Below are 21,134 nucleotides of genomic sequence, written 5' to 3' on the forward strand. Positions count from 1 at the left end.
AATACATAATGTCTAACTTTGCTGTGGTTTTCCCTGGTCAGGGTTCACAAGCCGTGGGCATGTTGGCAGAACTGGGTGAAAAGTTCGCCATCGTTAAAGAAACGTTTGCTGAAGCGTCTGAAGCGCTGGGTTATGATCTTTGGGCTTTGGTTCAAGATGGTCCAGCAGAAGATTTGAATCAAACCAACCGTACTCAACCTGCATTGCTGACGGCTTCTGTCGCCATCTGGCGCGTTTGGCAACAAGAAGGTGGCGCGCAGCCCTCAGTGATGGCGGGTCACAGCCTCGGTGAATACTCCGCGTTGGTTTGTGCCGGCGTTATCGATTTCAAAGAAGCCGTTAAGCTGGTTGAACTGCGTGGCGAACTCATGCAAGAAGCCGTTCCAGCTGGTGTTGGCGCAATGTCTGCGATCATTGGTTTAGATAACGACGCTATCGCGAAAGCGTGTGAAGAAGCGGCAGAAGGGCAGGTAGTTTCTCCGGTTAACTTCAACTCACCTGGCCAGGTCGTTATTGCAGGTAATAAAGAAGCAGTTGAGCGAGCAAATGCACTGTGTAAAGCCGCGGGTGCAAAACGTGCGCTACCGCTACCAGTGTCTGTACCTTCACACTGCGCATTGATGAAACCTGCAGCAGACAAACTGGCTGTTGCACTGGATGATCTGACATTCTCTGCACCTTCAATTCCTGTCATTAACAACGTTGACGTAGCGACTGAAACTGATCCTGCAGCGATCAAAGAAGCGTTAGTTCGTCAACTACACGGCCCAGTTCGCTGGACCGAAGGTTGCGAAAAAATGGCAAATGAAGGCATAGAACTGCTACTGGAAATGGGCCCAGGTAAAGTACTGACGGGTCTTGCTAAGCGTATCGACAAGCGTTTGAGTGCAGCGGCAGTTAACGATTCAGCTTCTCTGGAAGCAGCTAAGTAATAAATTCTGGGATTCACAGCCAGCGATAGAGCTGGCTGTTTAATAAAGGAACGAAAACTGATGAACCTGAACGGTAAAATTGCTCTTGTAACAGGTGCGAGCCGCGGAATTGGCCGTGCAATTGCTGAACTTCTGGTTGAGCGTGGAGCAACTGTTGTAGGTACTGCAACTTCTGAGAGCGGTGCCTCAGCAATTAGTGAATATCTGGGTGAAAATGGCAAAGGTTACGCACTAAATGTAACCTCTGCTGAGTCCATTGAGGCAGTACTGAAAGCAATCAAAGAAGAGTTTGGTGACATTGATATTCTGGTAAATAACGCAGGTATCACTCGCGACAACCTTCTGATGCGAATGAAAGACGACGAGTGGCAGGACATTATGGACACCAACCTGACGTCTATCTTCCGCATGTCTAAAGCAGTACTGCGTGCGATGATGAAAAAGCGTAACGGTCGCATCATCAACGTAGGCTCAGTGGTTGGCACCATGGGTAACGCCGGTCAGGCAAACTACTCTGCGGCGAAAGCGGGAGTTGTGGGCTTCACCAAATCTATGGCACGTGAAGTTGCATCACGTGGTATTACTGTAAATACTGTTGCCCCAGGTTTCATCGAAACCGATATGACAAAAGCGCTGAATGATGATCAGCGTGCAGCGACATTGGCTCAGGTACCTGCTGGTCGTCTGGGTGATCCACGTGAAATTGCGGCAACGGTCGCATTCCTTGCATCAGAAGATGCAGCTTATATCACGGGTGAAACACTGCATGTCAACGGCGGCATGTACATGATTTAAACAATAAAGTTGCACCTCTAAATGATTCAGGTCAAAATCCGATGGTTTATCAGCCAAATCGTGGTTTGACCAGCATTTCGGGTGTTGCAACTTCCACGTTATTGAATAAACTACTGCACATATCGCATCTGCGAATCTTGTAAGGAATAGTATTAATATGAGCAACATCGAAGAACGCGTAAAAAAAATCATCGTTGAGCAACTGGGCGTAGACGAAGCAGAAGTTAAAAACGAAGCATCTTTCGTTGACGATCTGGGCGCAGACTCACTGGATACCGTTGAGCTGGTAATGGCTCTGGAAGAAGAATTCGATACCGAGATTCCAGACGAGGAAGCAGAGAAGATTACTACCGTTCAGGCAGCGATTGATTACGTTGTTGGCGCGTCTGAGTAATCAGAACAAGATCCTCCCAGGCGGTCACCTTGACCGCCTGAGTTTTTTCTACCACCCCCGAAATTTCGTAATAACACCTTTCTCCGGAGAATATCATCGTGTCTAAGCGTCGTGTTGTTGTCACTGGCATGGGGATGTTATCGCCTGTAGGTAACACCGTTGAATCATCTTGGAAAGCGCTGCTGGCTGGCCAGAGCGGTATCCAGAGTATCACTCACTTCGATACCACCGATTTCGCAACCAAGTTTGCTGGTCTGGTTAATGATTTCAACAGTGAAGATTACATCTCTAAGAAAGATGCCAAAAAAATGGACCTGTTCATCCAGTACGGCATCGCAGCAAGTGTGCAAGCACTTAAAGATTCTGGTCTGGAGATCACAGAACAAAATGCAGACCGAATTGGTGTAGCCATCGGCTCTGGTATTGGTGGTCTTGGTCTGATTGAGACTAACCACCGTGCGTATGTCGAAAAAGGCCCACGCAAAATCAGCCCATTTTTTGTACCGTCGACCATTGTAAATATGATCGCCGGTCACGTTTCTATTAATTACGGTCTTCGCGGTCCAAACATCGCGATCTCGACCGCATGTACCACTGGTCTGCACAACATTGGCCACGCAGCTCGTATGATTGCATACGGCGATGCTGACGCAATGGTTGCAGGTGGTGCAGAAAAAGCATCGACTGAACTGGGTATTGGCGGCTTCGCGGCAGCGAAAGCACTGTCTACCCGTAATGATGACCCACAAGCAGCATCACGTCCTTGGGATAAAGATCGCGACGGTTTTGTTCTGGGTGACGGCGCAGGCATGATGATTCTCGAAGAATACGAGCATGCTAAAGCACGTGGCGCGAAAATTTACTGTGAGCTGGTTGGCTTCGGTATGAGTGGCGACGCTTACCACATGACTTCGCCAAGTGCGGACGGTTCAGGTGGCGCACTGGCGATGACCGCCGCTATCCGTGACGCGGGCATCTCTCCAGAAGAAGTTGGCTATGTTAACGCCCACGGCACATCAACGCCTGCTGGTGACGTTGCTGAAACCAAAGGTATTCGTTTGGCGCTTGGCGCTGCTGCGGATAAGGCGTTGGTATCTTCTACAAAGTCTATGACGGGTCACCTTCTGGGTGCCGCAGGTTCAGTTGAAGCGATCATTACTGCAATGTCTCTGGTTGACCAAGCAGTGCCGCCTACAATCAACTTGGACAACGTAGACGAAGGCTGTGACCTTGACTACGTTCCGCATGAAGCACGTCAAGTGAAGATGGATTACGCGCTGTGTAACTCATTTGGCTTCGGTGGCACCAACGGTTCACTTATCTTCAAGAAAATCTAAGTTTTTTTGTTCGCCGGATTTTTTGGCGAAGAAGGTTTTTTTGATAGAATGCAACGGCTCGGGACTTGTGACCGAGCCGTTTTTTATTGTGCAGGGAATAAGGATGATCCTCATAAATGGACAGCAAGTAGATACCGTAGCTTTCAGTGACCGGGCATTTCAGTACGGTGATGGTGTCTTCAGCACTGTCTTGGTGAAAAATGGTCAGGCTTGTGACTGGTGTCGACATAAAGCGCGCCTAGAGCAAAACGTTTCTGCGCTGCACATTGAAGGTGTGGATTGGTCATTGGTATATCAGTGGGTCGACACTGTTGCTGATTCACTTAAAGGTACTGAAAGGGCAATACTGAAAGTCATTGTGTCCAGAGGCTCTGGCGGTCGTGGTTATAGCGCGGCGGGTTGCAACAAGCCAACTGTGACGGTTTCATCTCATCCATTTCCAACACAGTATCTGTCCTGGCGGGAAACGGGCATTTCACTGTCTCTGTTGGAACAGCGTATTGGCCAATCTCCTTTAGCTGGTCTCAAACACCTTAACCGTCTAGAGCAAGTCATGCTCAAGCGAGAGGTCGAAAACTGTGGTACAGAGGATGGTGTTGCCTGTGACATGAACGGACATGTCATTGAAACCTCTGCCTCAAACATTTTTTGGCGAATTGACCAAGCCTTGTACACACCTTTACTTACTACTTCCGGTGTTGCTGGTACTATGCGGGCTCAGGTTATCTCAGTGGCCCAAGCGCTGGGTTACGCCACCAAGGAAGTGTTGGAAACGCCTGACAGTTTGCTGAAAGCAGACGAGATATTCATAACAAATGCAGTAATGGGTGTCGTGCCTGTTCACTGTCTTGAAGGGAAAAACTACCGCGACTTCGATGCTTCTAGCGCGATCGCCTTAAGGTTGGATGTGTGATTAAGAAACTTGCGCTGATTGTATTGTTTTTAGCGCTGGCGGCTGCCGGCGGCGCATACTGGGCTTATACCCAAATTGAAAATTACGTTAACAGTGATATTAAACCGACGGAAGCCTTGTTGGTGAATGTACCTGAAGGATCAAACTATCACTCGTTCACTCGCAAACTGGTGTCAGATGGCGTTATTGATGCTTCTCAATGGTCGCGTTGGGCAGCGAAAACCCATCCGGAATTGACCAAACTGAAAGCGGGCACTTTTCAGGTTCAGCCTGGTATCAGTCTTGCTGAGCTTTTTGCTTTAGTGCGTTCTGGCAAAGAACACCAGTTCACCATTACCTTTGTCGAGGGCAGTACCTTTAAAGAGTGGCGTGAGCAACTGGCGGAAACAGATTACCTGACCCATGACACTGCCGAACTGACTGAAGCACAAATAGCAGAAAAACTGGGGTTGGAAGGTGAGAAAGTAGAAGGTCTGCTTTTACCTGAGACCTATCATTATGTGGCTGGCCAAAGTGAGCTTTCCATCCTGAAACGTGCCTCGACCCAGTTACAAGCTGTACTGGATGAAGCTTGGGGTTCGCGTCAGGAAGGGTTACCCATCAAGTCGGCTTACGATTTGTTGACGCTCGCTTCTATTATCGAGAAAGAAACCGCGGTTGATAAAGAGCGTGGCAAAGTCGCTTCTGTTTTTGTTAATCGCCTAAACAAAAGAATGCGTCTGCAAACTGACCCAACGGTCATCTATGGCATGGGTGACAGCTATGACGGCAACATTCGTAAGAAAGATTTACGCACGCCAACGCCATACAACACCTACGTGATTTTTGGCTTGCCACCGACGCCAATCGCAATGCCGGGTAAAGCGTCTATCATTGCTGCAGCAAACCCTGCTGATACACCTTATTTCTATTTTGTGGCCGACGGTTATGGTGGCCACACGTTTTCCAAAACACTCGCACAGCATAACCGTGCAGTGAGAGAGTATTTAAAAGTATTAAGAAGCCAATGAGTAACGGAAAATTTATCGTCGTTGAAGGTCTTGAAGGCGCGGGTAAAACCACAGCAATCCGCAACGTTATCGAGACACTGAAAACCCAAGGTATTTCAGACATTGAAACCACCCGCGAGCCAGGTGGAACGCCACTCGCAGAGCAAATGCGTGCATTGGTAAAAGAAGGGCACCCTGATGAGCCTTTAACAGACATGGCGGAGCTGTTGCTGCTCTATGCGGCACGCATTCAATTGGTCGATAACGTCATCAGGCCCGCACTTGCTAGAGGCGCTTGCGTGGTGGGCGATCGCCATGACATGTCATCACAAGCATATCAAGGCGGTGGTCGCGGCTTTGATCTGGATCTGATGCAGAACCTGCGCGACACCGTGTTGGGTGACTTTCGTCCTGATTTTACGCTGTATCTTGACCTTGACCCTGAAATTGGCCTTCAGCGCGCGAAAGCACGTGGCGAATTGGATCGGATTGAAAAGATGAAGCTGGATTTCTTCCATCGTACCCGTGCTCGTTACCTTGAGCTGGCAGAGTCTGATGACAGCGTTGTGATTATCGATGCTTCGCAGGACATTGACGCGGTATCGGCAGATATTCGCAAGGCACTGGAGAACTGGCTGAATCATGCAGGCTAAGCTCTATCCTTGGCATCAGGAAATCTGGCAAAACTGGCAGCAATTGCTCGGTCAGGATCGCTTGCATCACGCTCTGCTTCTCAGCGCACCAAAAGGAAGTGGCAAGATTGAACTTGCCGCCATCCTGGCGAAAACCATTCTTTGTAAGAACGGGGTTACCGAGCCTTGCGGCATGTGTCATAGCTGCCAATTGTTTGATGCTGACACGCACCCAGACTTTCACTGGTTGAAACCAGAATCTGAAGGCAAACAACTGGGTGTCGATGCGGTTCGTGCAGGCAATCAATACGCGTGGGAAACCTCTCAACTAGGAGGCCAACGCGTTATTTTGATTCAAAATGCGGACCGGATGGGTGAAGCGGCTGCCAACGCTCTGCTGAAAACGCTCGAAGAGCCACCATCACACTGTCACTTCATTCTCCTATCACAATCGATGGACACCATGTTACCGACGGTTGTCAGCCGCTGTAACAAGTGGAAACCCAAGCTGCCGGAAGAAACAGTGGTGAAGCGATGGGTTGAAGGCGAGTTGTTTGAGTCTGTTCCTCTGCAAGTGCTGCGTATTAACCGCGGGGCACCGTTAGCGGCAAAAGCGTTTATTGAAGATGGCAGTGTTGGTAAACACAAAGCATTAGTTGATGCGTTTGCTGATTTTGTGAGTAAGAAGCAGGGACTTTTTTCTGTCACTGACCTTATCGTCAAGGCGCAACAGGAAGGACTGCAATGGCTGAGCTTCTTGATGCTGGATATTATCAAGGTTCAGCAAGGCTCAGAGGAAGCGATTGTCCACTGTGATGATATGAAAACTGTCCAGAACTTAGCGTCGGCCTTACCACAGGCAAAAGTCATGTCACAACTGATGGCCTTGAACCGTTTGAAAGCGGAGCTTTCAAAGCATACCGGCCTCAACAGTGAGCTCCTTATCAGCCGCTGGCTGTCGGAATTTACAGCCTCCTAAATAATGCGGGATGGTGAGCTATCCCGCTTCAAATATCGTATAATCGTCCGCTTTAGTCAGAAACCTATCGGAGAAAAAGACGTGCTAGTCGACTCGCATTGTCACCTCGACAAACTCAACTACGAAGATTTACACGCTGATGTAGGCGCAGTGGTAGAAAACGCCAAACAGCGCGGCGTAGATTATCTGCTGTCTGTGGGTGTGACGCTGAAAAGTTTCCCAAAAATGATGGAGTTGATTCGCCCGTTCGATAATGTGTTCGCGTCATGTGGTGTTCATCCGCTGGATATCGAAGAAGGTTTTGATTACGACACACTGAAAGCACTGGCTTCAGATGATCGTGTGGTCGCGATTGGTGAAACAGGCCTGGACTATCACTACCAGCCGGAACTGTCTGAAAAGCAGAAAGACGCTTTCCGTCAGCACGTTCGTTTGGCAGTGGAGTTGAACAAACCTCTGATTATCCATACCCGTATGGCACGTGAAGACACGCTGCAAATTCTCCGTGAAGAAAATGCGCAGAAAGTCGGTGGTGTTCTCCATTGCTTCACCGAAAGCTACGAAATGGCAGAAGCAGCGATTGAGCTGGGCTTCTACATTTCTATTTCTGGCATTGTTACCTTCAACAAAGCCTCTGAACTGAAAGACGTGGTGCGTCGCCTGCCGTTGGAAAGACTGCTGGTAGAAACGGACTCGCCTTATCTGGCACCAGTTCCATTCCGTGGCAAGGAAAACCAGCCTGCGTATGTGCGTGAAGTCGCTGAATATGTGGGACTGCTGAAAGGCGTATCTGGCGATGAAGTAGCCAAGGTCACCACAGAGAACTTCTTCAAGCTGTTTTCTCAGGCGAAACAGTGAGAATAAGCAAATATAAAGAAAAGCCGGGGATATAAACCCCGGCTTTTCGCATTTATGGCGCTGACGGCAAATTGGTGACGTCAATCCGGGTGGCGGATTTTGATGTAAATGCTTTCAGGTATTGGTTTATATCTTCTTGTGTTAATGCGTCGATCACGCTATCAGGGTTAACCACTGCCAAAGGATCCGCATCTGTCACCACATAATTAAATATCATGCGTGCCTGCTCTTGTGGTTGTGACAACCCATCTTGTAGTGCATGAGATAACTGCTTCGAGGTACTGCTGAACTCCTCTGGTGTCGCTCCATGTCCTATAGAGTCGGCTATCTTATCCAGCGCAGCTCGCGCCTCTTTTCGTTTTATGATGGAAGAGCTCATGACAATAAGCAGTTGTTGAGTATCTGCACCTCCAGGCCACATCACAAACGAGTAGGGAGAATAATCTAAGCTCCCCGTCTCTCGGACTTGCTCTGTCAAACGGGATGTAAGAATACGTCCTGCGATATCTGCCAGGAAATAATCTTTGGTCGTTTTCTTCTCCGCATCCCGGGCGAACATGGTAAACAGCTCCACATTGTTACCTCCGGGACCAAAAGCAATGGTGAGTTCGTCCTTTTTCGGTTCTAACTTCACTGCGTAAAGGCTTTCCGTCGGCAAGTCATTGAATGTCATGCCAGCGAGGTAAGTTCGTGCGAGTGGTTTGAATTCATCGACAGGGATATCTCCAGCGATGACATAAACAAGGCCTCGATTTGTCCTCATCAGATTGTTGTAAGCCATCCTGACGTCATTGGCACTGACTTGTTCGTAATCCTCAGGCGTTAGTATGTAGCGAACTGAATTCTCATCATAGATTTCATTTGAAACAGCCATTAGTGCTTTACCGTCAACGGAATCTAGATACTGGCGTCTATTCTTGATGAATTGCGCTTTATGGCGTTCGAACATCTCTTCATCCAGCGTGGCGTGCTGGAAGCCTTGGAACATGGAAGCAAGCACTAAAGGTAAAGAGGCTTTGGTGGAGCTACCATAAAATCCATGTAGGTTTTCCCATACCATGGGTTCTATATACGCATTCTCTTTGACCATCAGTCGGTTGTAGTCATTGAACGAGAATCCGCCAAGACCACTTTCAGAATAAGCACCCGGCATCAACAGACCCGCAGGGCCCAAAGAGGGCGGAAGCGCCGCCAGGCCACCTTTAGAACCGGCATATACATGAACATCATCGCCTGAGTTTGGCATGTGTCTCAGGTACACCGTAACGCCATTGCTGAGTTGCCATTGGGTAGTGTTGTCATCGAGATCTTGTATCGCCACGATCTCGCCGGTTTTGTCAGGCATGGGGAAGTCCGAAATAACGTCGGGCAGCACTAGTATATTACCGGTTCGCTTGAACGCCTTTTGCATATCAGCAACCAAAGCCAGCTGTTGCTGCTTTACTTGCTCAGTAGGGTAGATGTGATGTTCTAATGCAACGAGCGATTGTACATCTTTAGTCGTGAGCAATGATTTGAGTTCTTTATTGAACCAGGCTTTATCTGCGCGGTTGACGAAGACGGTCGATAATGACTTGTAGGTCTCCGGTGACAAAGTCTGCCTGCCTATCATGCGGAAAAAGACATGGTCTTCGGCATAGTTGCGTGCGGTATAGTTGTCAGCGAATGTTGACTCAAGCTTCAGGAAATCACTGGTTTGAGCTTCAACTTCCAGAGTGCTCAAACCATGATCACGTAAAGTGGCTAACTCCTCGCCAAGAAACAACATAGCTTCCTGTTGCTTTGGTGTTTCGTAAGAAACCTGAATGCTGAGAACCATGCGTTCAAACCACTGAATCAGCTGAGCATGAGTACTTTGTACAGGAGCATTGAGGTCTCTTGCGCGGTCATTCAAGCGTGTGCTGATAGCATTCGACAAAATACTTGCGGCAGCAAAATTTTCAAAGTCAGCGGCTGTCTCCATTGGGTTTGCGCCCAAATCAAAGAGCAAGGTCGTCGAGGGGAATGAAACATCATTCACCCGAACGATACTGTTTTCTCCACGGCTTAGCGGAGAGACTTTATTTACTGGAGCGTGTTGATCTGTCGCCGTCCAGGTGGCGAAGAGTGCGCTGATCTCTTTGATGGTCGAAGCTGCATCGACATCACCTGCAATGAAAATCTCACTGCGGCTCGGCGTGTAGTGTGTTTTATAGAAATCCCTTAATCGATCTTCCGAGATATTTCGGATGCTATCTTCGGTACCAAGAACATCCTCGTCGACATTGTATAGCTGTTCCGCAATCAATCGATCGATTTCAAAGTCGGTACTATTTGCGTCGCTGTGACCCTGAAAAGAAAAGCGAAACTCCCCCAATACTACACCTTGTTCCTTGTTGATCTCCTCGGGTTCCAAAGTCAGTGAAGTCGCGATTTCCCGATACCAGGCCAGAGTATCAGAGAGCTTTTCATTTGAGGGAAGGTCTACCTGATAGACGGTATGAGTGTATGAAGTAAACGCGTTGAGATGTTGACCAAAAGCCACACCTTCATCACCAAACAGCGAGACAATTTCATTCTTAGGGAAGGCTTCGCTGCCATTAAACGCCATATGTTCAAGGAAGTGGGCGTAACCTTTCTGATCTTCAGCCTCGTCTCTTGAACCTGTGCGAACCATGAAACGTGTGGATACGGCTTGGTTGGGAAGCTCCTTAATGTGAACAGTCAATCCATTCTCTAATGTCTGAGTCTGCCAGCTGATATCGGCACTGAATGGCTGATCAATCAAAGTGCTTTGACAGCCGGTGACAAGAGCCACCAACATCAAGCAAGCAAAGCGTTTTATTATTTTCATCTTTATTCCTGTCTAGCCATAACTGAAAGGAAAATATACGACATAGCAGAGAGGGGGTTGAAAGTAACCGGCTGGGTTTGCGAGCTATACATGCTGTAAATGTATGGCAATGAAATATTAACAAATACATGGATTTAAGTGAGGAATCTCACTGTAACGTGGAGAAGTGACTTAGTGCTAATTTCGTTACATTAAATAACTTAAAGTGGAACGGAATTTTGTGGAATGAAGATCAATTAATCTCAGCTCTTTCTTTATTTAAATTCTTTTCAATCAATTACTTATGGAGTATCAAAAGTGCTAACCAGACTGTTTTGTGTGTGATCTATATTTACTTTCTGAACAACAAAATCGTGTTACGTAGTCACTGCAACTGAGCAGACCTATATTACTCAGCGAATTACATAAGTTACTGGGTTGTCGAGAACTCGCATCGGTTTGAGTTCAAAAGCAACTCAACATTAATCAGGAGCGTTTTTATGTTTAAAAACCTGTTTGCGAACATGCAAAAAGTCGGTAAGGCGCTGATGCTTCCAGTATCAGTTATGCCAGTAGCCGGTATTTTGCTGGGTGTTGGTGCCGCTGACTTCTCATGGCTGCCAAGTATTGTTTCTACTATCATGATGAACGCGGGTGACGCGGTATTCGGTCATATGGGCCTTCTGTTTGCCGTTGGTGTAGCTCTGGGTTTTACTAACAACGACGGTGTTGCAGGTCTGGCAGCTATCGTTGGTTACTATATCATGGTCAACACACTGAAAGTAATGGCAGGTGTGTACGGCCTTGACGGTATTGAAACCGGCGTACTGGGCGGTATCCTTGCGGGTGGGGTTGCGGCCTGGGCATTCAACCGTTTCTTCCGCATCCAATTGCCTGACTACCTGGGCTTCTTCGCAGGTAAGCGCTCTGTGCCAATCATCACTGGCTTCTGTGCTATCGGTCTGGCACTGCTGCTTTCTGTTATCTGGCCGCCAATCGGTGCTGCTATCGCGATATTCTCTGAGTGGGCATCTGTTCAGAACCCTGAAGTTGCTTTTGGTATCTATGGTCTGGTTGAGCGTTCACTGATCCCGTTTGGTCTGCATCACATTTGGAACGCACCATTCTTCTACGAAGCAGGTCAGTGTCTCACACCAGCGGGTGAAGCGCGTACCGGTATCCTGACTTGTTACATGGTTGCTGATGATGCATCTCGTGCAGCAGGTAATGGCTTCGGTCAGCTGGCTGGCGGCTTCATGTTCAAGATGTTCGGTCTGCCAGCTGCAGCGATTGCAATGTGGCACACCGCGAAACCAGAAAACCGCGCGAAAGTGGGTGGTATCATGGTTTCAGCTGCGCTGACGTCGTTCCTGACAGGTATCACCGAACCAATTGAGTTTGCATTCCTGTTCGTTGCACCAGTTCTGTACGTTATCCACGCAATTCTGGCAGGTACTGCATTCGTATTGACTAACATGTTGGGTATGGTTCACGGTACTTCATTCTCACACGGTCTGATTGACTTTGTGGTGCTGTCTGCGAACTCTCAGAAAATGTGGCTGTTCCCAATCCTGGGTCTATGCTATGCAGTGTTCTACTACATCGTATTCCGTGTTGCTATCGTGAAGCTGGACCTGAAAACTCCTGGTCGTGAAGATGAAGATGAAACTGCGGCAGTGGCTGAGGGTTCTGAATCTGAAATGGCGAAGAACCTGGTCATGGCATTCGGTGGTAAAGAGAACATCACTGGTTTGGATGCATGTATTACACGTCTGCGCGTTGCAGTAGCAAGTGTTGATAAAGTAGACCAAGATCAACTGAAGAAACTGGGTGCGGCTGGCGTAGTGATGGCTGGTGGCGGTGTTCAGGCTATCTTCGGTACCAAGTCTGACAACCTCAAATCAGACATGGATGAGTGGATCCGCAACAACTAATAAAAAATAGCGTTCCCCCTCGCTATTAAAAAGGAGAGCTTCGGCTCTCCTTTTTCTTTGTCATCTGGACAAGTTATTCATTACAGAGCAACAAAGAACAGCATGAGTATCGGAACCAGCAAGCTCAAGATAAATCCACTGACGATAGCAATAGGCACACACTTCACTCCACCCGTGGTTTGAATGATTGGTAGTGTAAAGTCCATGGAGGTGGCACCACCGTAACCGATAGCGGTCAGAGGGTAACGGGCAATAAGCAGAGGAATAAGAATAATCGCGACAAGCTCACGGGAAAGTTCCAGCATAAATGAGGCACCACCATAAACGGGGCCAAGCGCATCACCCATCAAAATCCCCGCCAGAGAATACCAACCAAAGCCTGAAGCCATCGCCAAACCATAGTTGTATGGAAGGTCGAGAGCCCAAGCGGCGAGAAGCCCACCCAGCCAGGAGGTAATGATGACAATCAGGGCAACGCTTAGCCCTTTCTTGTTCAGAATAATTTGTTTTAGCGTCATACCGCTGTTACGAAGCTGAATACCAATTAAGAAAAGAAGAATAAGTAGAATACCTTCACTGGCAGGGTCTACCCAATCCAGAGGAATAGGAAGTACTAATCCGAGAATGAGGCCACCACCTACGACAAAAACCAGTTTGATGGACTCCATTGCCATGGCAGAAACCGGCACTTCACGTTTGTGTTGTTCGGTTTTGGTTTTCAGTACCTTGTCTAAAAGGGGTAGAGCTAAGAGGTTACAGATACCGATACAAAAGAAGAAGGTGACGGCGAGCAGCAGGATCTGGTTGAGGTTGCTTGAAAGATTATCCAGCCCTGCAAGGCTCAATCCCATCAAACCTAAGATAACAAAGACCAAACGGGATGTAGAACGGTTGATGGTTTCAAGCAAAGAAGCGCTTTTGATCGTGATGAAATAGCCAACAACCAGAGGTAGAAAAATGTAAAGCATGCCGGGAAGCATTTGCGTAAGACCCTATTGATAAGAAAGAAATCGCGATGAGATTATCAGTCGCGATCCAATAAGGTCAATCTATGTGCGGAAACTGGCGTAAAGTTTTACGGTAAGAAGGAAAGCCTGAATTAAAACCCGCAGTTGTCGATGATATTAGTGAGCTGATGACGAAAGTCCTTTTCTTCGAGATTGGAGAGTTCGTAAAGAGCTTCTGCACCAGCCAAAGTAATCTCCACTTCATGTTCGTTGATATCTTCATCTTTCGCGCGAAACATCAACAAGTGGTTGGCCATTTTAGCGATATCCAGGTAGGAAACATCCTCGTTCGCTTTCCTGATACGGCGATTGAGCGACACTTCCACAAAATCCAAGTCAAATCCCCAAGACTTCAAAATGAAACGACTGGCTTCGCGACTCACCGTAAAGAAAACATGGCTGGCAATTTCAAAATCCAGATAGTGACCTTCCTCGGTGTAGTTGTGAAATGCCTTCACAGCACTGTAGATACCAATGTCAGCGAGCAACCCTATTAACAGAGACTTTTCTACTTCGAGATTAAGGTTCTCATCATCGTAGCTGCGTACCTTCTGGCACAACAATGCCATTGTGGAACCAAATTCTCTTGATGCCGTCGCACTTTTTTTCAGTAGGGCGTTACATTCCTTGCTGAAAGGGGAGTTAGTTTTCAACGTTTGGATTGCATGAGCGGTTGCGATACCCAATACCCGCTGAATACCTAAGCGGGATACCGCCATGTTGATGTCATGACAAGGACGGTTGTTGCGTGGGCTGAAAACAGCAGAGTTTGCAGAACGAATCACTGCTGCTGTCAGAGTAGCATCATCGAGGAGCAAGGTCGCTACATCGCGGACCGTTGTATTTGGTTGGTTGCAGGCTCGTTGTAGCTTGACAACAACGTCAGGGATCGGAGGAAGCTCTAAGGTTCCATCTTTCAGAGAGCGATAAACCCGCCGAAAAAAATCAGTTTCTATGGCTTTAAGGTATTTCTCACGGTTGGGGGAGACCCAGAATAATGAAAGGTGATCCATCTTTTTAGACTCGAAAGAACGCTAAGTTAATAGTAATTGTCCCATGTTTTAATTGAAATACATCCGTTGATAAATTTGAACGAAATGCACCTTATTCTCTAGTCTGTATAGCTATTTATGCACACTGCTGGTTGATAATCTTATTAGTAGATAAAACGCAAGGTTGAACACCTGGAAGTGCCAGTTTTTGAATTAATCTAACGTTTCATTGGAAATCTCTCTGCAAAATAAGGTAACAATTTGCGAGTGTAACTACTCATTTAACATGGTATAAACATAAAAATTACATCCAATAACCGTGACGAATGTTGCAAAAACGCTACGGTTTTCGGTATTGGGTGATCTGGTGCATGGTTTTCTGTGCCCTAATGCGTCATCATTAATTCGCGTTGAGAAATTACGATATTTAAACCAGAACTTTTTTGGTTTATCTCTTGGGGAGAAAGGAGGCACACGTGTTGGAAGTTAAAAGTGGCTTTGTTGAGTACTTGTCGCAGTTTGGCGAGACTGAAAAACGTTCGATGTTTGGTGGAACTGGCTTCTTCGTAAGCGGAGCTATGTTCGCACTGGTTAAGGAAGACCGTATTTATCTGCGTGGTGGTAGTGACCTTACGCAGAATCTCATCGATAAAGAGTGCAAGAAATTCGTTCACGTTAAGAAAAGCTCTACCGCTATTGTGAATTATTATGACATCACTGATCTTTATGAAAAGGAGGATCAGGGGTTGGATGTTATGGTAAAAAAGTCCGTAGAGAATTCGGTCGCAGAAAAAGAATACCGCGACTCCAAGCTCAACAAACGTCTGCGCGATTTACCCAACTTGCGTTTGACCATTGAGCGTATGCTGAAAAAAGCGGGCGTAGAAGACGTTGATACCTTCTTCTCAATGAGTCCGGAAGAACTGTTCCGTAAAGTACAGGAAGCACACGGTTACGATGTCGATGTGAAATTACTATGGATGTTCGCCGGTGCCCAAAATGGTACTCACTGGACATTGCTGAGCGAAGAAACCAAACAACAACTACTTCGCGCAATCTAAATTAGATTCTATCTCAATGCCCATAAAGCCGCGTATAGCGGCTTTTTTAATGTCTGTCATTCTCAGTAATAACGGTCAATTCTGTTATTTCAGGCGATGAATCCCGCACTTTGAGTGGCTGAGTGTACCCACAAGGGGTTTATTGCTAAAGTCTGGGTACCACCCAAAAAGCAAAATAAAACAATGAAATTGCCTCAGCTTTCTTCTTCATTACTTGCCGGACTACACTGCTTTTCAGTAGTGGCTGAAACCATGAGCTTCACCCGTGCAGCGGAAGAACTCCATCTCACCCAAAGCGCGGTGAGCCACAGGATAAAGAAGCTTGAGCAACGTTTGGAAGTGTCACTGTTCGTGAGAAGGCCTCGCCATTTATCTCTGACAAATGAAGGGGAGCAGTTAAAGCTGGTGGTCACGGAGCAGTTCTCTGCAATTAGTTTAAAGCTACTGGAGCTCAATCGAGCCAAACCTTTTGGTGATTTCATTATTTCTGCGCCGCCAACTTTCTCACAAAAATGGTTAGTGCCTAAGCTCTCTCAGTTTGCAGAAGCCTTTCCTGATGTGACTTTGCACCTCAGAACCCGAAATGATCTGATAGATTTCAAGGCGGAAGCCTTTGACTGCGCGATTTATTTTGGTCATGGGCGTTATAACGGACTTATCAGTCATCATCTAATGGATGATGCAATTGTGCCTGTCTGCAGCCCTGAATATGCTGAGCACCATTCGCTACTAGATAATCCGGAGAAGCTTGCTCAGTGTCAGCTGTTGCATGATGCGGCTCCTTGGGCCAGCGCTAGCTTGAGTGATGAGTGGCTATATTGGGCCAATGCGAACGGCTTGGAGCTCAACGGCACCAATCATAGCTTTGATAGGGCAGACCTTGCCTTGGATGCAGCCACTTGTGGAATGGGTGTAGCCATTGGCCGTATTGCTTATATTCAAGATTACCTTATGTCTGGCAGATTGGTCGCACCCGTCGACAGACCCGTTAAGTCTCCCTACAGCTTCTATCTGGTATACAGGGAAGAGCATCAGGGGAATGCAAAGATTCTGGCATTCAAACAATGGTTAGAAAGCCAGCTCAACTAACCCGCGTCTAACTTCACATAACTTCGCATTCAAGGCTGTATGAATATCCGTTCATCGGCTCGTTAGTTCTTTACTTTTACTTGAAATGGCTCTGTGGTTTGAGCATAAAGTGACCGCTAAAGGTAAAAAAACACAGTGAAATCAGGTAATATTTGTTCAAATGAAATGTGAACTATTTTTAATCGCAATCACCATATAGCGCGACTAACAGCGCCCGATTGCTGATTTTTACGAAGCGTTATTCGCTGAGTGAGTGGGAATTAAGGGACTAATGGCCAAGAATACCAAAGAGGGCGCTCTGCAGACTGAAGCGCTTATCTACCGAACAATCGTTGATATTTTTATGGAGCAAGGCTGGGACGCGGTGACCTATGGGTCAATCGCAAAGAGGACCGGACTAAGCCGAAGCGGAATTCAACGTGTTGTGCCTACCAAAGAATCGATGGTCACGGCATTTCAGGGACAGGTACTTGCCTATGTCACCAGTCAAATCGATCCTACTGATAATGACACCATTAAGAGAACCTGGATTAAAGCACTTTCAGAAACAAAATTTGCTAACTGTATCCGATACTTGTTGGGTGCAGTGAATGGTGGTGATCAAGGCAAAGAGAAAGTGGCTTATGGCGTTTCCAAGCTGATCGAGCGATATGGACAACCTTTGGTCATCGAGCTCATCGGCCTTTCAGCAATTTATTTGTTAGATATAGAACTCGATGGGGCTAGGTAATGAAAATAACCAAACTGAAAGGATTGGCGGCAAGCGCTTCGGCTCTCGCGCTATTGGCTGGTTGTGCAATCAAACAAGTAGAAGAAGTCACGGTTTATAAAACAAAAGGTACGGTTCAATGCGAGTCTTCTGGTACGAGTATCTTCGAGAGTGAACTCCAGCTTCAAAACAGTGGTATTGAAGTCCTTTCTTCAAAATGTGGAGTGATTGAGGGAGTCGGGTTCGCCCAAATGTGTGGTGGTAAGACGGGCGATATCCTAGTCCACACCATTAATGCCCGATACGAAAATCTGGCAGAGGCCATGGGCTATAAGCCTGTCTCGGCCCTTGTCTCCGCAGATGCTCCTCAGGGCTTTAATGCGGTGGAGTGCCAGTAAAATTTATCACTGTATTCAAATGACTAGAATTCGATAACCCTCAGATTTTCTGAGGATAGAAAAAAGGCCTCTCAATTGAGAGGCCTTTTTAATGTTCGTCGCTTAGAACTTAAAGCGGGTCGTAAACATGAACTGGTCGCCATAAGCTTCATTGAAGCGAAGCTGAGAGCCAACAGAGAAAAGTTCAGTCGCGTGGAAGCGAGCATTCACAGAACCGAAAATGTCGTCATCGTCTGAGATAGACAGGTGGCCAATCTCAGCACCTACTTCCAGCTGTGGGCTTAGCCACTGACGTAGACCCAAGTTAACCTCTACACCAAACTCTGTGTCGTGGTTGTATTTTCCGCGCTGCTTCATGGTGCGCAGACCCAGTTCACCATAAACGTCAGCCCAGTTGTTCACTGGCGCATGGAAACCGATAGCAGCAGTGGTATCGAAATCAGATTCGAACTCAGTATCGACTTCGGCACGAATGTGCGCGTTAGGGTGGATGGAAGTGCTGAAACCAACACCGTAAGTGACAGGGCTAATGCCAACGCGAGCTTCGAAGTAGTCGTAACTAAAGTTGCTCATGGTGTTGTCGTTAGCAGCACTTGCAGCAGAGAAGCCAGCAGAAGTCGCGGCCGCCAGCAAAATACCGGCAATCTTGGTTTTGCGCATCAAAACGGTCTCGTGATGAAAAATATTGTGTGCGTATTCTAATAGAAGTCGCTTTTGCGAAACAACATCATAGCAACGTTATCTGGTGCTATGACCGTTATTTTGTACTTAAAAGGCTGGATTTTTGACCAGTCGTCACACTGAATGTCAGAAACTATTGATGAATCAGTTATCCGAATAGCTCAAACGGTTATTACTGATTGCCTGCATAATGCGCTCTGCATTCAGCACACTGACCCATGGCAACAGATTACTATCATTCTCGATGACGAAAGTAGTGAGTTGGTCGATCACGACCTGTTGTAATGTATCGCCACTCCACGGTTTGGCAATAAAGTAGTCGAGGCTGGCATTGTTAACAGCCTGCACGGTTTCTTCCAAGCCTGCCTGACCAGTTAGTAACAGTTTTCTGGCTCTCTGGGTTGCTGGCGAGCCACTGATTCCGGCATGATGTGGTCACAGAGAATCAATGCGAGTTCCAGGTTGTCTGCGTTAGCTTCAGCCAGAATTTCTCTGGCCTCCGCGACCGACTCCGCCGCTTCAATCACGAAATGGCTTTCAAGCGCCGCAATGTCGTTTACCACGCTATCCAGGACATCACGTTCGTCGTCTACACATAAAATAAGGTAATTACTCATTTTTCCTCCATATATGACGCGATAAGTGGGGAATAGGGAAGGGTGACAGTCATCGCCGTGAATTCGCCCGGTGAAGAGCTAACCTTAATCGAACCGCCGTGATGCTCTACGATTTGGCGACAAACAGAAAGCCCAATACCAAGTCCGAAATGGCCTTCGCGCTTGGTGGTGTAGTTCAGTTCGAAGACCTTGTCTTTGATGGCATCAGGGATACCGACACCATTATCTTTCACAGTAATTTTGACTGCCTTGCGGCTGCGATATACAGTTTCACGGGTTCTCACTTCAATCTCACCATGCTGTCCAACAGCATCAAGCGCATTGGAAATCAGATTGGTCCAAACCTGCTGAAGTGCGATGGGTTTGCAACGTATAGGTCGAAGCTCGCCATAATCTTTCACCAGTGTGATCCGCTTAATCTGATTTTCAAACATCACCAGAGTGTCTTCAATGCCTTCGTGAATGTCGACCTCATGCATGGTTTCGTCATCCTGACGGGCATAGGTTTTCAGGCTTTTCACCATATCGGCAATACGTCGGGCACACACATTGGTTGAGCGGAGCAAGCTCCCTGCTTGGTAGAACATGTCCCACTGGTTAAGCGTGTGCTGGAATTCGCCCCCCAAAGCTTTAGTCCAGAAAGCGACATCATCAGGTTTGTCCAAGCCCATATTGACGGCTTTTCTGGCGAGATTCCGATTACCTAAAAGCGGTTCAACATCTTTTGAGAGCTTACGGGCATCGGCAGTCGACATTGGGCGCGAGAGCAAAGCTTCTGCCATGATCTGATTAGCTTTTTCACGCGCCTGTGTATTGAGCTCGACGTTAATCAAGGTGCCGATATTGTCGCGCAGTGTTTCACTATTTCGCAAAATGGCAGAAACCGGATTATTCAGCTCATGGGCAACGCCAGCGACCAGTTGCCCAAGCATCGCCATCTTTTCTTTCTCAATAAGCTGCTTGTGCGCTAGTTCGAGTGATTGGAGAGTTTGCTGGAGTTTTACCTCGGTTGTAATGCTCCCTTTCAAGCGACGGTTGAAGTGGCGAAGCAGGTAATTCGAAAATAGTGGAAGTAAGTCATTTCGCGCTTGCATCACCTGAGAAAAGAGGTTTCTGTTGAGCTTTAACACCTTGGTAGGCTGAAGAGTAATGCCCGTTGAGAAGGAAACATCGCCGGTCACGAAAGACATCCCGCCAATCAGGCTGCCTTGACCTAGCCTTGCGACTTCATGCGAAGCCCCGGTCTCATCGCGCTTTAGTAGGGCGACCTCACCTTCCACAACAAACCAAAGGAACGAGTTAGGTTTGTCTTCATGGGTGAGAATATGGTCTTCGCTATAGAGTCTGCTGACGTCGTGCTCGCTGTTTTGGCCAAAATAATCGGCAATACCGTCAATCAGTTGCTTCGAAAGTTCCTCGTCTGACACACCAAGTGATGATTCGATAAAGCCATTTCGGTAAGTCGCGAGCTTCTTTTCAATGTGAGCATCAAGAAGCCGACGTTGGTCCAGCGTGTTGCAGTAGCGCAGCAAGTCATCTGTATTGAACTCCAGAACGAATTGCGTCAGTTCTTTTTTAGCGAGTTCTCTTATTTCATTTTCCGCCCAAGGTTTTGTCAGGCAATAATTCAAACGCCCTTCATTGACCGCCTGCATGATTTTTTCTAAATCAGGCTGGTCGTTAAGAAGCACGGTTCTGGCGCCATGAGATGCTGGGTGGTTATCAATGTTGATAAGAAGGGTAATCCCTTCGTCTTCACCTAGAGTATGGTCGCAAATAAAAAGGGAAACGCGGCGCTCTTCTCGATGTAGTTGCTCCAAGATCTCGCTCGCTGACGCGGCGTTATCGGCGCAGATAAGGTCGAAGGTTTCACTGAAACCAGACAATTCGCGTTCAATGCGCGCTAAAACAGAAGGGTCGTCGTCCAGACATAGGATGACATTGGAATTCATGCGCTTACCGTAAATCTACATTTTTTGTGAGTGTATCTTGTTGAGCGTCTATA

General features: G+C 47.3%; 19 protein-coding genes and 1 pseudogene. 14 read left to right on the forward strand and 6 right to left on the reverse strand.

Annotated features, from left to right (window positions below; genetic code table 11):
- The first annotated feature begins 8 nt into the window (after positions 1-8).
- The 9 genes from fabD (at position 9) to K6Q96_RS06340 (ending at position 7,829) form a co-directional block, all read left to right on the forward strand.
- Positions 9-932 (forward strand): ACP S-malonyltransferase, encoded by a 924-nt coding sequence (fabD, locus tag K6Q96_RS06300; protein WP_251878731.1) that lies wholly within the window; start codon positions 9-11, stop codon positions 930-932.
- Positions 933-992: 60 nt separating this feature from the next.
- The gene (gene fabG, locus K6Q96_RS06305; RefSeq protein ID WP_251878733.1) at positions 993-1,727 is read left to right on the forward strand and encodes a 3-oxoacyl-ACP reductase FabG; all 735 of its coding nucleotides are present in this window, start codon (positions 993-995) and stop codon (positions 1,725-1,727) included.
- Between the two features lie 157 nt (positions 1,728-1,884).
- Complete coding sequence (acpP, locus tag K6Q96_RS06310) at positions 1,885-2,121, forward strand: acyl carrier protein (protein WP_007467184.1); 237 nt, start codon at positions 1,885-1,887, stop codon at positions 2,119-2,121.
- A gap of 98 nt (positions 2,122-2,219) precedes the next feature.
- A complete protein-coding gene (gene fabF / locus K6Q96_RS06315; protein WP_251878735.1) occupies positions 2,220-3,458 on the forward strand; it encodes a beta-ketoacyl-ACP synthase II in 1,239 nt (412 codons plus the stop codon).
- A gap of 103 nt (positions 3,459-3,561) precedes the next feature.
- On the forward strand, positions 3,562-4,371 hold the full coding sequence (pabC, locus tag K6Q96_RS06320; RefSeq protein WP_251878736.1) for an aminodeoxychorismate lyase: 810 nt from the start codon (positions 3,562-3,564) through the stop codon (positions 4,369-4,371).
- Positions 4,368-5,381, forward strand: a complete 1,014-nt coding sequence (mltG, locus tag K6Q96_RS06325; RefSeq protein WP_251878738.1) for an endolytic transglycosylase MltG — start codon at positions 4,368-4,370, stop codon at positions 5,379-5,381. Before pabC ends, mltG begins: the two co-directional genes overlap by 4 nt.
- Positions 5,378-6,013: a dTMP kinase gene (gene tmk / locus K6Q96_RS06330; RefSeq protein WP_251878740.1), complete on the forward strand. Its 636-nt coding sequence runs from the start codon at positions 5,378-5,380 to the stop codon at positions 6,011-6,013. Before mltG ends, tmk begins: the two co-directional genes overlap by 4 nt.
- Positions 6,003-6,971 (forward strand): DNA polymerase III subunit delta', encoded by a 969-nt coding sequence (gene holB / locus K6Q96_RS06335; RefSeq protein WP_251878742.1) that lies wholly within the window; start codon positions 6,003-6,005, stop codon positions 6,969-6,971. Before tmk ends, holB begins: the two co-directional genes overlap by 11 nt.
- 81 nt (positions 6,972-7,052) lie before the next feature.
- Positions 7,053-7,829 carry a TatD family hydrolase gene (locus K6Q96_RS06340; protein ID WP_251878744.1) on the forward strand — a complete coding sequence of 259 codons (777 nt, stop codon included), beginning with the start codon at positions 7,053-7,055 and terminating at the stop codon, positions 7,827-7,829.
- Positions 7,830-7,881: 52 nt separating this feature from the next.
- Here the strand turns inward: K6Q96_RS06340 and K6Q96_RS06345 are convergent, their stop codons facing one another.
- Complete coding sequence (locus tag K6Q96_RS06345; RefSeq protein WP_251878746.1) at positions 7,882-10,662, reverse strand: M16 family metallopeptidase; 2,781 nt, start codon at positions 10,660-10,662, stop codon at positions 7,882-7,884.
- A 479-nt stretch (positions 10,663-11,141) separates the two neighbouring features.
- On the opposite strand from K6Q96_RS06345, the gene ptsG reads away from it, so the two are divergent.
- A complete protein-coding gene (gene ptsG / locus K6Q96_RS06350; protein ID WP_251878748.1) occupies positions 11,142-12,575 on the forward strand; it encodes a PTS glucose transporter subunit IIBC in 1,434 nt (477 codons plus the stop codon).
- An 80-nt stretch (positions 12,576-12,655) separates the two neighbouring features.
- Here ptsG and K6Q96_RS06355 read toward each other — a convergent pair whose 3' ends face one another.
- Both K6Q96_RS06355 and K6Q96_RS06360 read right to left on the reverse strand, forming a co-directional pair.
- Positions 12,656-13,555, reverse strand: a complete 900-nt coding sequence (locus K6Q96_RS06355; RefSeq protein ID WP_251878750.1) for a LysO family transporter — start codon at positions 13,553-13,555, stop codon at positions 12,656-12,658.
- A 119-nt stretch (positions 13,556-13,674) separates the two neighbouring features.
- The gene (locus tag K6Q96_RS06360) at positions 13,675-14,595 is read right to left on the reverse strand and encodes an HDOD domain-containing protein (RefSeq protein WP_251878752.1); all 921 of its coding nucleotides are present in this window, start codon (positions 14,593-14,595) and stop codon (positions 13,675-13,677) included.
- Between the two features lie 455 nt (positions 14,596-15,050).
- Here K6Q96_RS06360 and K6Q96_RS06365 point away from each other — a divergent pair, with 455 nt between their 5' ends.
- The 4 genes from K6Q96_RS06365 to K6Q96_RS06380 all read left to right on the forward strand — a co-directional run bounded on the left by K6Q96_RS06365 (position 15,051) and on the right by K6Q96_RS06380 (position 17,831).
- Positions 15,051-15,635, forward strand: coding sequence for a TfoX/Sxy family DNA transformation protein (locus K6Q96_RS06365; protein ID WP_251878754.1), 585 nt, complete (start codon positions 15,051-15,053; stop codon positions 15,633-15,635).
- 141 nt (positions 15,636-15,776) lie between these two features.
- The gene (dsdC, locus tag K6Q96_RS06370) at positions 15,777-16,724 is read left to right on the forward strand and encodes a DNA-binding transcriptional regulator DsdC (RefSeq protein ID WP_256481832.1); all 948 of its coding nucleotides are present in this window, start codon (positions 15,777-15,779) and stop codon (positions 16,722-16,724) included.
- 271 nt (positions 16,725-16,995) lie between these two features.
- On the forward strand, positions 16,996-17,454 hold the full coding sequence (locus K6Q96_RS06375; RefSeq protein WP_251878758.1) for a TetR/AcrR family transcriptional regulator: 459 nt from the start codon (positions 16,996-16,998) through the stop codon (positions 17,452-17,454).
- On the forward strand, positions 17,454-17,831 hold the full coding sequence (locus K6Q96_RS06380; RefSeq protein ID WP_251878760.1) for a hypothetical protein: 378 nt from the start codon (positions 17,454-17,456) through the stop codon (positions 17,829-17,831). Before K6Q96_RS06375 ends, K6Q96_RS06380 begins: the two co-directional genes overlap by 1 nt.
- 102 nt (positions 17,832-17,933) lie before the next feature.
- On the opposite strand, the gene K6Q96_RS06385 is transcribed toward K6Q96_RS06380, so the two are convergent.
- The 3 genes and pseudogenes from K6Q96_RS06385 to K6Q96_RS06395 form a co-directional block, all read right to left on the reverse strand.
- On the reverse strand, positions 17,934-18,491 hold the full coding sequence (locus K6Q96_RS06385) for an outer membrane beta-barrel protein (RefSeq protein WP_251878762.1): 558 nt from the start codon (positions 18,489-18,491) through the stop codon (positions 17,934-17,936).
- Between the two features lie 165 nt (positions 18,492-18,656).
- A pseudogene (locus K6Q96_RS06390) lies at positions 18,657-19,129 on the reverse strand (response regulator).
- On the reverse strand, positions 19,126-21,081 hold the full coding sequence (locus tag K6Q96_RS06395; protein ID WP_251878764.1) for an ATP-binding protein: 1,956 nt from the start codon (positions 21,079-21,081) through the stop codon (positions 19,126-19,128). The pseudogene K6Q96_RS06390 and the gene K6Q96_RS06395 overlap by 4 nt, the downstream one beginning before the upstream one ends.
- Between the last annotated feature and the right edge of the window lie 53 nt (positions 21,082-21,134).

The organism is Grimontia kaedaensis (assembly GCF_023746615.1).
GTDB lineage: Bacteria > Pseudomonadota > Gammaproteobacteria > Enterobacterales > Vibrionaceae > Enterovibrio > Enterovibrio kaedaensis.

Bases quoted from the DNA above. Each gene is read 5' to 3' on its own strand.
- fabD (WP_251878731.1), top strand. From the start codon at position 9: ATGTCTAACTTTGCTGTGGTTTTCCCTGGTCAGGGTTCACAAGCCGTG.
- fabG (WP_251878733.1), top strand. From the start codon at position 993: ATGAACCTGAACGGTAAAATTGCTCTTGTAACAGGTGCGAGCCGCGGA.
- acpP (WP_007467184.1), top strand. From the start codon at position 1,885: ATGAGCAACATCGAAGAACGCGTAAAAAAAATCATCGTTGAGCAACTG.
- pabC (WP_251878736.1), top strand. From the start codon at position 3,562: ATGATCCTCATAAATGGACAGCAAGTAGATACCGTAGCTTTCAGTGAC.
- tmk (WP_251878740.1), top strand. From the start codon at position 5,378: ATGAGTAACGGAAAATTTATCGTCGTTGAAGGTCTTGAAGGCGCGGGT.
- holB (WP_251878742.1), top strand. From the start codon at position 6,003: ATGCAGGCTAAGCTCTATCCTTGGCATCAGGAAATCTGGCAAAACTGG.
- K6Q96_RS06345 (WP_251878746.1), bottom strand. From the start codon at position 10,662: ATGAAAATAATAAAACGCTTTGCTTGCTTGATGTTGGTGGCTCTTGTC.
- ptsG (WP_251878748.1), top strand. From the start codon at position 11,142: ATGTTTAAAAACCTGTTTGCGAACATGCAAAAAGTCGGTAAGGCGCTG.
- K6Q96_RS06355 (WP_251878750.1), bottom strand. From the start codon at position 13,555: ATGCTTCCCGGCATGCTTTACATTTTTCTACCTCTGGTTGTTGGCTAT.
- K6Q96_RS06360 (WP_251878752.1), bottom strand. From the start codon at position 14,595: ATGGATCACCTTTCATTATTCTGGGTCTCCCCCAACCGTGAGAAATAC.
- K6Q96_RS06375 (WP_251878758.1), top strand. From the start codon at position 16,996: ATGGCCAAGAATACCAAAGAGGGCGCTCTGCAGACTGAAGCGCTTATC.
- K6Q96_RS06380 (WP_251878760.1), top strand. From the start codon at position 17,454: ATGAAAATAACCAAACTGAAAGGATTGGCGGCAAGCGCTTCGGCTCTC.
- K6Q96_RS06385 (WP_251878762.1), bottom strand. From the start codon at position 18,491: ATGCGCAAAACCAAGATTGCCGGTATTTTGCTGGCGGCCGCGACTTCT.
- K6Q96_RS06395 (WP_251878764.1), bottom strand. From the start codon at position 21,081: ATGAATTCCAATGTCATCCTATGTCTGGACGACGACCCTTCTGTTTTA.